Raw genomic sequence first — 11,383 nt, forward strand, 5'->3', positions numbered from 1 at the left:
CTGAAACCTGCCGAAGCTGGCAGCGCCGGGAGCTGTTTTCTTTTTGCCAAAGCATGAAATCTCAGGAAAAAGCTGCATATACTGTAGGAAAGAAGCATTTGGGGCGAGAATATGAAACGGATAACCGGCTACACGATGTTCTGGATCGGAATCGGGATCCTGATTTCATTTTTTCTGCCGGGGACCTTTTCGGCGGTGGTTCTGACTGCTTTTCTGCTGATTGTGGGCTACTGTCTTTTCTGCGGATAAACAAAGGAGAATATCATGAAAGTACAAAGAAAAGCTGTCTTTTGGGGACTCCTGTTTTGGATTCTCCTGGCTCTGGGCGGAAGCGTGCAGGCGGACGAGGGCGGCTATACCATCACGGATTACGATGTGAAAGCCATCCTTCACACGGACAATACCATCGATGTGACGGAGCGGATCGGCGTCTATTTTACGGAAGAGCGCCATGGCATTTATCGGAATATTCCCATGGAGATGACGGTAGTCCGGGATATTTCCAAAAAACAGGACAAGAGTGAGGAGAAGATCTTCCGTTACGGAAATAAGATCCGAAACATTCAGGTCAAAGGCGATGAATTTACCGCCAGCCGTCAGGGAGAGGACGAGGTCATCAAGATCGGCTCCGAGGATGAGGCGGTGATCGGGGCAAAGACCTATGTGCTCACCTATACTTATGTGATGCCGGACGACCGGATTCCTTACAGCGATTTCCTCTATTATTCGATTCTTGGGTCTGAGACGGAAGTGCCGATCAATCGTTTCACTTTTCGGCTGACCTTTGAAAAGCCTCTGACGGACGCTTCTCTGGAGGCTTTCCTGATCTACAGCGGAGACCCGGGTGAAAAGAAAAATATGCTGAAAGTTTCCTACGAGCTCAACGAATACGGCGTCAGCGGTCAGGCGGAGAATATCGGAGAGAACCAGGCGGTGACAGTTTTTACGAACCTGCCGAGAGGCTACTTTAAAAATGCTTTCAAGCTTTCAGCCGCTTTTCCGGAGACGATGTTTGCGTTGACAGCCATTTTGTCTGTTCTTTATCTGATCTTATCCCTGATTTTTCGGAGTCGTGCGAAGTTCGGCCGGGTGGTTTATTATCCGCCGGAGGAGATGGACAGCGCCAAAGCAGGGGCAATCTATCGCGGCGCCGTGCGTTTTACGGACCTGCTTTCTCTGATCCTTTACTGGGCCCAGCAGGATTATGTGGAGATTCATGGCCGGAAGAAGAAAAAGACGGAGGGGATCCGTCTCGTGAAAAAGAAAGAACTTCCGGAATCCGCTCCGGCCTATCAGAAGACGATGTTTGAGGCTCTTTTCCGGGATGGAGCGGAAGAAGTCTATACGCAGAAGCTGCCGGAAGGTTTTGAAAAATATCTCCGGAAAGCCTTAAAAGAACTGGAAAAAGAGTTTAACGGGGAAAAAGATCTGGGCCTTCGGAAATTTCTGGACTGGATAGCGATGATACTTGTCTCTGTGAGCTTCGGCATTTTTATCGGCGGCTCCAGTGCTGTTTCACTGAGCGACCATATGGTCTTCGGAGTCTTTGGGGGCATTGTAATCTTCATGGCCTGGAGGAACCGGCAGAAGGCCAAAGGCGAAGAGGCCTTTTCAGACGGGGAAGCAGGCGGTTTTCTTCGCTGGGTGATCTTCCTGTTTCTGATGTTCTGTATTCTGGTGGATGTCTGGTTCTGCACCGGCGTGGATTGCCTCATATCGGATCTTTATATGTACGGTGGTTTTGCTTTTGGGGCAGCGGCAGCCCTGTTCGGCGGTTCTCTCTTTCATTTTTCCGCTTACCGGAATGCTCTCTGGAAGGAGCTTTCCGGTCTCAGAAAATTTATCTGGAAAGGTGATAAAGGTACACTGGAGCGCCTCCTCATTTCAGATCCCGACTACTATTATCGGATATTCCCTTATGCAGTAGCTTTAGGTCTCACGGCCCGCTGGGAGAAAAACTTCCGGCCCATCCGGAACACCCAGCCCTTCTGGTACAAAGTGGACGAGGATGATCCTTTCTCCGCCCGCTACATGGACCGCTGGATCAGCGAGGACTTCTACCCCCGCTGCCAGATCGACAACAAGAGCGCCGTTGCCGAAAAAATCGACTCCTTCACCTCCGGTTCCTCCGACAGCTCCGGCGCTTCCTCCGACAGCTCCGGCGCTTCCTCCGACAGCGCCGGTGGAGGCGGCGGAGTTGGAAGTTGGTAGGAGGCTTCATAACAAGTATCTTGTAAAGGCACTTTGTCAATGCTAAGATAAAAGTAAGCAAAAATATGCTTTAGATCAGAAGCATTATTAAAAATTTTACGCTCATGAGTGATATATTTATGCGAAATGTATTCAAGCAGAAAGAATGCCTGGAATATGTTTTGCAGGTTATCATGGAAAAACAGGATTTACAGGTGATCGATCAGATAATTCAAAAGGATTATAAGAACTTACAGGAACGATCAGCAATACAGTACACTAGATCTTCTTCTTTTGCTGTTTTCCGTATTTGGTCTTCATAAAAAACGCAAATACAGTTTGGATGAAAAGGAAGAAAAATAAAGGTTATAAGAAAAAGCTCAGAGTTTATATCCTCTGGGCTTTTCTTTTGTAAAAAATAAAATTGCAAAAATATAGTGAAAAATGAAAAAAGATAAGTTAATATGGACATAAACATTTTACTTCTAATTATTCTTTTACGGCGCTCTGCCGTTTCTGTATTTCAGCTGCGTTCGCAGCCTTAGAAATTTCCAATGCGACAGGTACAACTGAATAAAAGTGGAGTTTCTGAAAAATACAAAAGCTCCTAACCAAGAGGAGGACAAAGAATGACCGAATTAAAAGCGAACAGACACTACAAAGACCGTGTATTCCGTATGATTTTCAACAGCAGAGAGAAACTTCTGGAGCTTTACAATGCCATGAATGGGACGGATTATGAAAAATTGTTCCTTTATGAGCAGCAGTCCAGTAAAAATGGAAATATGCCTTTGCGTTGTCTCTTTTATGTCAGTGACAGCTATTCCAGGATGGTGAGATTTGTGAAAAAAGCCGCACCATGCGCGAGTATATGATCTTTGTGGATAAAGTACGCAGATATTCTGAGAATCAGCCGCTGGAAGCTGCCATCGAACAGACGGTGGACGAATGTATTCAGGAAGACGTTCTCAGAGATTTTCTGCTGACATATAAAGCGGAGGTGAAGAAACTCAGGAAAGTATGAAAAAAACCGCTGCTCCAAAACGGAACAGCGGTATCATCATCCATTCAATCAAAAGCGATTAAGCTCTTTCTACTTTACCGGATTTCAGGCAGGAAGTACAAACGTACATTTTCTGAACCCCACCGTTGGCGGCTTTAACGCGAACAGATTTAATGTTGGATTTCCACATTTTATTGGATCTTCTATGAGAATGACTCACTTTGATTCCGAAATGAGCACCCTTATCACAAACAGCACATCTAGCCATGACTGCACCTCCTTATAAAAATTTCGCCTGCCATCCTGACAGCAGACTTGCAACAATTGGTATTTTAACAGAAGTCTGTCCGTTTTGCAAGCATAAAATGAAAAAATGGATAAAAATTTTAAAAAACAAAAAATTCTGTTTTCATTTAGGCAAAAACAGGGTATAATAAAAAACAAGTATGTTTAAAATCAGAAGTAAGAGGAGGTACGGATATGAAGGGACGTATGAATACAGAGTTTGGCTCTATCCTGATTGATACAGATGTCATTGCCACTTATGCGGGCAGTGTGGCTGTGGAGTGCTTCGGCATTGTCGGGATGGCGACGGTCAATATGAAGGACGGCCTGGTAAAACTCTTGAAGAAGGACAGTTTAAAGCATGGCATCAATGTCACGCTGGAGGATAATAAAATTTCTTTGGATTTTCATGTAATCGTAGCCTATGGTGTGAGCATCTCCGCTGTGGCAGACAACCTGTTCAGCAATGTTAAATATAAGGTAGAAGAATTTACCGGCATGGAGATCAAGGACATCAACGTTTTCGTTGAAGGCGTAAGGCCGATTGACTGATTGTAAGGAGGAACAAGATTTTGGAAATCAAGACAATAAATGCCGCGCTCTGCGCTAAAATGTTTCTGGGCGGTGCCAAGAACCTGGAGGCCAACAAAGAATGGATCAATGAGCTGAACGTATTCCCGGTTCCGGATGGAGACACAGGTACAAACATGACGCTGACGATCACATCCGCCGCGAAAGAGGTGGCTTCCCTGGAGAACCCGGAAATGGAGCCTTTGTGCAAGGCAATTTCCTCCGGATCCTTAAGAGGCGCCCGCGGAAACTCAGGCGTTATCCTGTCCCAGCTTCTGCGTGGTTTTACTAAGGGAATCAAGAAACATGACGAGATCGACGCTCCGCTTCTGGCAGAGGCCTTTGAAAAGGCAGTGGAGACCGCCTACAAGGCAGTTATGAAGCCGAAAGAAGGAACGATTCTAACGGTAGCCAGAGGCATGGCTGAGAAGGCTTCCGAGCTGGCAACGGAAGGCATGGAGCTGGAAGAGATGATGGAGGCCATCGTGGCAGAGGGCGACGCAGTCCTGGCACGGACTCCGGAGATGCTTCCGGTGCTGAAAGAAGCAGGAGTGGTGGATTCCGGCGGACAGGGCCTGATGCAGGTCATGAAGGGTGCTCTCGACGTATTCAAGGGAAAAGAGATTGAGTACACAGTAGAAGAGCAGAAGAGCGCCAAGGCAGCAGCCGAGGCACAGCCGGAAGAGAAAGAGATCAAATTTGGTTATTGCACCGAGTTCATCATTATGCTGGACAAGCCCATGAGCCCGGAGACTGAGCATGAATTCAAAGAGTTTCTGATGTCCATCGGCGATTCCATCGTACTGGTGGCAGATGAGGATATTGTCAAGGTCCATGTACATACAAACGACCCTGGCAAAGCAATTTCGCGTGCTCTGACCTACGGAGCCCTGACCCGTATGAAGATCGACAACATGCGTGAGGAACATCAGGAGAAGCTCATCAAGGACGCAGAGAAGCTTGCTGCCCAGCAGGCAGAGGAAGAGAAGAAGAAGGAGCCGAAGAAAGAGTGCGGCTTTATCTCCGTTTCCATCGGTGAGGGTATCGGCGAGATCTTCAAGGGACTTGGCGTGGACTGTCTGATCGAGGGCGGCCAGACCATGAACCCCAGCACCGAGGATATGCTGAGTGCGATCGACAAGGTCAATGCAGAGAATGTCTTCATTTTCCCGAATAATAAAAACGTTATTCTGGCCGCCAATCAGGCCAAGGTACTGACGAAAGATAAAAAGATCTTTGTGATCCCGACCAAGACGGTTCCCCAGGGAATCACAGCTGTGATCAATTACAATCCCGACCGGACTCCAGAGGAGAACGAGGCTTCCATGATGGAGGAGATCCAGCATGTGAAGACCGGTGAAGTGACCTATGCGGTGCGCGACACCCACATCGACGACAAAGAGATCCACGAGGGCGACTTCATGGGAATCGGCGATCACTCCATCCTTTCTGTCGGAAAGAACCTCTCCGATGTGACGAAGGATATGCTGGCAGCCATGGCGGACGATGACTCCGAGCTCATCAGCATCTACTACGGTGCGGATATCGACGAGGAGACAGCCAACGCTCTGGGTAATGAGATCATGGAGCTGTATTCCGGCTGCGACGTAGAGATCTACTCCGGCGGCCAGCCCATCTATTATTATGTGATCTCTGTAGAGTAAGCGAGGAAACGAAATGAATGAGATGTCACCCATTGATTCCCTGAAAGGAATCGGCGAAAAGACCAGGGCAGTCTTTGAGCGGGCGGGCATTTCGGATATAGGAGATCTTCTTCATGATTACCCGAGAGGTTATGAGAGCTACGAGCCCATCATGCCTCTCGGGGAAATTTATGACAAAAACGCGGGAGCTTTCTACGGGGAGATCGTCTCTCCCTTAAATCTTCGCAGGGTTCGGCGTCTGACCGTGGTGACGGGAGTCATCCGGGATGGCACCGGTACGATTCAGGTGACGTGGTTCAACATGCCCTACCTGAAATCCAGCCTTGTGTCCGGAAGCCGCTATGTATTCCGCGGAAAGATCGTACGAAAAAGACAGCAGATGTTCCTGGAGCAGCCTGCTGTTTTTCGTATGGAAGAGTATGAGAAACTCCGGGGCAGGCTTCAGCCTGTCTATCCTTTATCCGAGGGCCTTACCACAAAAATGCTGCAGAAAGCCATCCGCCAGGCGCTGGACGAGGCGGAACTGGAAAAAGAATACCTGCCGGAAGAGATTCGTCATAAATACAATCTGGCGGAATATAATTACGCCATAGAGGAGATCCATTTCCCGAAAGACGACCACAGCATGCGGCTGGCGAGACACCGGCTGGTCTTCGATGAGTTTCTGCTGTTTATCCTGGCTGTACGGAATCTGAAGGAGGGGCGGGAAAAGATCCGGCCTTCTTTTCTTCTGGAAAAAAAGGAAGAGATCCCGAAGATCATCGAAAGCCTTCCCTTCACTCTGACCGGGGCCCAGCAGAAGGTCTGGAAGGAACTGGAGGCAGACCTGACTTCCAGCGAAGTCACAGCCCGGCTGATCCAGGGAGACGTGGGCTCGGGAAAAACGATCCTGGCGGAGCTGGCTCTCTTTCTGGCGGCGGAAAATGGCTGCCAGGGCGCGATCATGGTCCCGACGGAGGTGCTGGCAAGGCAGCATTACGAGTCCATCACTTCTCTGGTGGAGTCTCTGGGTCTTCCCTATCGTACGGAACTTCTCACAGGCTCCATGACCGGGAAACAGAAACGGCTGGCCTGTGAGCGCATCGAAAATCAGGAAGTGGATATCATCGTGGGCACTCACGCCCTGATTCAGGAAAAGGTTCATTATAAAAAACTGGCTGTGGTCATTACCGATGAGCAGCACCGTTTCGGTGTGCGCCAGAGAGAGGCCTTAAGCCAGAAAGGGTCCATGCCCCATACGATCGTCATGAGCGCCACACCGATTCCCCGGACCCTGGCGGTAATCCTCTACGGCGATCTGGATATTTCCATCGTCAATGAGCTGCCCGCCAACCGGCTGCCCATCAAGAACTGCGTCGTGGATACTTCCTACCGGGAAAAAGCCTACACCTTCATCAAAAGACAGGTGGAGGAGGGACGGCAGGCCTATGTGATCTGTCCCATGGTGGAGGAGAGCGAGGCCATGGAGGCCGAGAATGTCATCGAGTATTCCGCCAGACTTCGGGAGCGGCTTCCGGCCTTTATTCAGGTGGAATATCTCCACGGCAAGATGAAGCCGAAGGAAAAAAATGAGATCATGGAGCGTTTTCTTAAAAACGAGATCCAGGTTCTGGTCTCCACCACCGTGGTGGAGGTGGGAGTCAACGTGCCCAACGCCACGGTTATGATGATCGAAAATGCCGAGCGTTTCGGCCTGGCCCAGCTCCATCAGCTTCGCGGAAGAGTGGGTAGAGGCGGCTTCCAGTCCTACTGTATTCTCATGTACGGAAACGACGGAAAGAAGACAAAGGAGCGCCTGGGAATCCTGAATCGCTCCAACGACGGTTTTTACATCGCAGAGGAGGATTTGAAGCTTCGGGGACCGGGAGATCTTTTCGGCATCCGGCAGAGCGGCATCCTGGATTTCAAGCTGGGAGACATTTTTCAGGACGCGGCGATCCTTAAGGAGGCCAGCGATACGGCAGCTTTTATCATGGAAAAAAGTGACAAATTTCTGTCGAAAGACAGCCCGCTTTTCAAGAAAATGATGAAATCTACCCATCTGGAGGATGGAATGCTCAATTTATAGTTGCCTTTTTCTGGAAATAGGCGTATTATTGCCCTGTTGAAAGATTTTGTTCAGGTCTTGCGGACAGATGTACGGGATAGATTGATAAGGAAGAGATCGGGACAAAAAGGATTTGTGAGGAGGAACATTATGAAAGGTTCAAGAAGTGTAAAGACCACTGCAAAACAGACTGTCAAGAAAGCTGCAGCAACCGCAAAGAAAGCAGCAGAACCGGTAGTTGAAGCAACTGAGGCAGCAGTGCCTGTTGTGGAGGAAACCGTAAAGACCGTTGCTAAGGTTGCAGAGAAAGCAGTTTCCAAAGCGGAAGAGGTTAAGGACGAAGTGAAAAAGGAAGTAAAGAAGACCGCCGCCAAGAGAACGAGAAAAGCTGCTGTAAAAGAGTCTGTATATCTTCAGTATCTGGGTAAGGAACTCAACAGCGCCGACATCGTAGAGACAGCAAAGAAAGCCAGCGGCGTAGAGACGATCACCTCCATCACCGTTTATCTGAAACCCGAAGAAAACAAAGCTTACTATGTTGTAAACGGCGACGTAACCGGAAGTGTAGAACTGTAATCATACGAAAAAAGACAGGAGCGGGAGAAAAATCCCCTGCTCCTGTTTTTTTGCCTGTTTTTCCGGCAAGACTTACATCTGGGAGCCGCCCATGCCGCTCTGGCCGCTCATGCCGTTCTGTCCGGACATCTGCCGCTCCTGGGCTTCGATCATTTTTTTGACCATATAGCCACCGACAGAACCATTCTGACGGGAGGTAAGGTTTCCGTTGTATCCGTCGGTTAAGGGAACGCCGAGCTCACCGGCTACTTCCATTTTGAAACGGTCCAGGGCACCTTTTGCTTCAGGGACTGCTGCTGTGTTAGATGAACGATTTGCCATGATAAAACGCCTCCTTGTACTTCATTATTCTTTGGATTTTCATTACCTGTTGTGCAATTTTTTGATTGCAGTCATAGTATATGGAAAATGGTCAGACTTAAACTGGAAAATTCATCCGGCGGCATTGTTTTTCTCTGTTTGACATATTTTTACAAAAATCGAGAAAATGATTGTTATTTTCAAGATACCTATGATATAATAAACGCAAATGGCCTGATGAATACAGAACTTCTGCAAGGCATCGGGATCACACGATCTGTATGACAGCGGGCCAAATTCAGTCTGGAGGGAAAAGAATGAATATTGGGTTGCTTGCTCATAATTCAAAGAAAAGTCTGATGGAAGACTTCTGCCTTGCCTACAAGAAAATTTTGGAAAAACATGAACTATATGCGACTGGCACCACGGGCAGGCGGATCGAAGAAGTGACAAAGCTTCATGTACACAAATTTCTGCCGGGGAGCATCGGAGGAGAAAAACAGTTTGTGGAGATGATCGCGAGAAATGAGATGGATATGGTAATCTTTTTTTACAATCCGCTTCTGAACAGCCCCAAGGAACCCAGCATTGACGCTATCTGTCGTGCCTGTGATAATTACAATATTCCCATAGCGACCAATATAGCTACGGCGGAATCTCTGATCCTTGGTCTGGCAAACGGCGATCTGGAATGGAGAGAACAAGTATGACGATCAATGATTTTGAGAATCTGTTTATGTTTGCCGGCGGTCTCGGTATGTTTCTGTTCGGCGTACACAGCATGTCAGGCGGCGTGCAGAAATGTGCCGGAGAGCAGATGCGTAAGCTTCTGGGAATCCTGACAAACAACCGTTTCGTGGGAGTTCTGGTAGGAGCCCTGATCACTGCCGTGATCCAGAGCAGCGGAGCGACCACCGTCATGATCATCGGTTTTATCAATGCCGGTCTCATGAACTTAAGCCAGGCAGTCGGTCCCATCATGGGAGCCAACATCGGTACCTGTATTACCGCCTGGATCGTATCCTTAGGCCAGCTGGGAGACACTTTTAAAACCCTGTCCCCGTCCCTGTATGCGCCCCTGATCGTGGCTATCGGCTCTTTTCTTATCATGTTTTCCAAGAAGGAAAGAAAGCAGACCATCGGTGAGATCTGCATCGGTCTTGGACTTCTGTTTATCGGTCTGGATTTCATGGGAGATGCGGCCAAATCCTACACGACGCTTCCGGCCTTCAAGGATCTGTTTGCCCTCTTTGGTGCGAACCCGCTTCTGGGTATCGGCCTTGGTTTTATCGTAACCGTTATCATGCAGAGCTCCTCTGCAGCAGTTGGTATTCTTCAGACCCTGGCTGCATCAAGCGGAGCGGTCGGCATCAGTGCAGCCGTATTTATCAGTTTTGGTTCTGATATCGGTTCCTGTTCCACAGCCCTTCTTTCCAGTATCGGTACCAACCGTACGGCGAAGAGAGCAGCTATGATTCACCTTTTGTTCAACGTCATCGGTGTAACAGTCTTTTCCGTGATCTTCACAATCCTGTTTAAGATGTTCCCGGAGGTTGCATCCCACGGCATCAACAGTGCCGGTATCGCTACCTTCCACACCGGATTTAAGGTGGTGCTGACAATCCTCATGTTCCCCTTTGCCGATTATCTGGTAAAGCTTTCCGGTTTCTTCATCAAGGACGAGCCAGAGAAGGAGAAAGAAGAGAAGGACGAGGAGACCGTTACTCTGCAGCATCTGGATTCCCGTATCTTCAAGGAGCCGGCCTTCGCAATCGAGAATGCCATTCATGAGGTTGCCCATATGGGACGGATCACCCGAGAAAATATGGACCGGGCTTTTGAGGCTGCACTCTCATATGATAAAGAGAAGATCGACAAGGTCTATGAGGTGGAGAAAACCATCAACAATATGGAAAAACTCATCACCGAGTATCTCGTCAAGCTCAGCAATCTTCCTCTCACCGAGGATCAGCATGTGGTGGTCAGCAACCTGTTCTACTCTGTCAGCGACATCGAGCGAGTGGGCGACCATGTGGAAAATATCGCCGAGCTGGTGGATGTAAAAGAGGGAGTCGATAAGATCGAATTTTCCGAGCAGGCTCTGCAGGATCTCAAATCCATCATGGGTCTCGTAACCAACTCCTTCGCCTATGCGATGTCAGCCAGAGAACATTCCGATATCTCGGATGCGAAGAAAGTAGTAAAATACGAAGATATGGTTGATAACATGGAAGAGGAGCTTCGTGAACAGCACATCGAGCGTCTGTCCAAGCAGCTCTGCAAGCCCACCAACGGTGTGGTCTTCCTGGATATCATCAGCAATCTGGAGCGTATTTCTGACCATGCTTATAACCTGGCCGGCTATGTAATGTCAGAAGAGTAGAAAATTTGTCTGAAAAATAGCTTGACAGACAAAGTAATTGCCCATATACTGAATAACAGAATAAAAAAGAAAGGAGGCAGTACCATGAGAAATTACTTTACAAAGATTTACAACAACAGCATCACGAGTAACAACAACTTGGATTCAAGGATTTTCCGACTGCCGCTTTCTTTTTCGGCGTTCGTATGACATTGCGTACAAAATAAGCAGTGCAAAGAGCATCCCTGAACTTTCAGGGGTGCCTTTTTTGTGTAACAGGAAATTTCGTTGGAATTACCTGTCGCACAAAAAGCCCTCCGGGCAGGATCGCACTGCGGCGGAGAATCCTGCAAAGCAGGATTCTATGTGCATACGCATGTCAAAAA

General features: G+C 48.4%; 12 protein-coding genes. 10 read left to right on the top strand and 2 right to left on the bottom strand.

The window, feature by feature from the left end:
* Positions 1–111 precede the first annotated feature (111 nt).
* The 4 genes from LKD71_RS01885 to LKD71_RS01900 all read left to right on the top strand — a co-directional run bounded on the left by LKD71_RS01885 (position 112) and on the right by LKD71_RS01900 (position 3,214).
* A complete protein-coding gene (locus tag LKD71_RS01885; RefSeq protein ID WP_178045526.1) occupies positions 112–249 on the top strand; it encodes a hypothetical protein in 138 nt (45 codons plus the stop codon).
* Between the two features lie 15 nt (positions 250–264).
* Positions 265–2,211 carry a DUF2207 domain-containing protein gene (locus LKD71_RS01890; RefSeq protein WP_227614132.1) on the top strand — a complete coding sequence of 649 codons (1,947 nt, stop codon included), beginning with the start codon at positions 265–267 and terminating at the stop codon, positions 2,209–2,211.
* A gap of 608 nt (positions 2,212–2,819) precedes the next feature.
* On the top strand, positions 2,820–3,065 hold the full coding sequence (locus LKD71_RS01895; protein WP_227614133.1) for a hypothetical protein: 246 nt from the start codon (positions 2,820–2,822) through the stop codon (positions 3,063–3,065).
* Positions 3,050–3,214 carry a hypothetical protein gene (locus LKD71_RS01900; RefSeq protein WP_227614134.1) on the top strand — a complete coding sequence of 55 codons (165 nt, stop codon included), beginning with the start codon at positions 3,050–3,052 and terminating at the stop codon, positions 3,212–3,214. The genes LKD71_RS01895 and LKD71_RS01900 overlap by 16 nt, the downstream gene beginning before the upstream one ends.
* Positions 3,215–3,272: 58 nt before the next feature.
* Here the strand turns inward: LKD71_RS01900 and rpmB are convergent, their stop codons facing one another.
* Positions 3,273–3,461, bottom strand: coding sequence for a 50S ribosomal protein L28 (gene rpmB / locus LKD71_RS01905; protein WP_178045522.1), 189 nt, complete (start codon positions 3,459–3,461; stop codon positions 3,273–3,275).
* Between the two features lie 212 nt (positions 3,462–3,673).
* On the opposite strand from rpmB, the gene LKD71_RS01910 reads away from it, so the two are divergent.
* From LKD71_RS01910 to LKD71_RS01925, 4 genes are all read left to right on the top strand, one after another.
* On the top strand, positions 3,674–4,030 hold the full coding sequence (locus LKD71_RS01910; RefSeq protein ID WP_178045521.1) for an Asp23/Gls24 family envelope stress response protein: 357 nt from the start codon (positions 3,674–3,676) through the stop codon (positions 4,028–4,030).
* Between the two features lie 20 nt (positions 4,031–4,050).
* Positions 4,051–5,712, top strand: a complete 1,662-nt coding sequence (locus LKD71_RS01915; protein ID WP_178044654.1) for a DAK2 domain-containing protein — start codon at positions 4,051–4,053, stop codon at positions 5,710–5,712.
* 13 nt (positions 5,713–5,725) lie between these two features.
* Positions 5,726–7,780, top strand: a complete 2,055-nt coding sequence (recG, locus tag LKD71_RS01920; RefSeq protein WP_178044652.1) for an ATP-dependent DNA helicase RecG — start codon at positions 5,726–5,728, stop codon at positions 7,778–7,780.
* Between the two features lie 129 nt (positions 7,781–7,909).
* Positions 7,910–8,335: a DUF6465 family protein gene (locus LKD71_RS01925; RefSeq protein ID WP_178044651.1), complete on the top strand. Its 426-nt coding sequence runs from the start codon at positions 7,910–7,912 to the stop codon at positions 8,333–8,335.
* A 72-nt stretch (positions 8,336–8,407) separates the two neighbouring features.
* Here LKD71_RS01925 and LKD71_RS01930 read toward each other — a convergent pair whose 3' ends face one another.
* Complete coding sequence (locus LKD71_RS01930) at positions 8,408–8,656, bottom strand: alpha/beta-type small acid-soluble spore protein (RefSeq protein WP_178044650.1); 249 nt, start codon at positions 8,654–8,656, stop codon at positions 8,408–8,410.
* A 296-nt stretch (positions 8,657–8,952) separates the two neighbouring features.
* On the opposite strand from LKD71_RS01930, the gene LKD71_RS01935 reads away from it, so the two are divergent.
* Both LKD71_RS01935 and LKD71_RS01940 read left to right on the top strand, forming a co-directional pair.
* Complete coding sequence (locus LKD71_RS01935) at positions 8,953–9,345, top strand: methylglyoxal synthase (RefSeq protein ID WP_178044649.1); 393 nt, start codon at positions 8,953–8,955, stop codon at positions 9,343–9,345.
* Positions 9,342–11,018 carry a Na/Pi cotransporter family protein gene (locus LKD71_RS01940; protein ID WP_227614167.1) on the top strand — a complete coding sequence of 559 codons (1,677 nt, stop codon included), beginning with the start codon at positions 9,342–9,344 and terminating at the stop codon, positions 11,016–11,018. The genes LKD71_RS01935 and LKD71_RS01940 overlap by 4 nt, the downstream gene beginning before the upstream one ends.
* The last annotated feature ends 365 nt before the right edge of the window (positions 11,019–11,383 follow it).

The organism is Fusicatenibacter faecihominis (assembly GCF_020686945.1).
Classification (GTDB): domain Bacteria; phylum Bacillota; class Clostridia; order Lachnospirales; family Lachnospiraceae; genus Limivivens; species Limivivens faecihominis.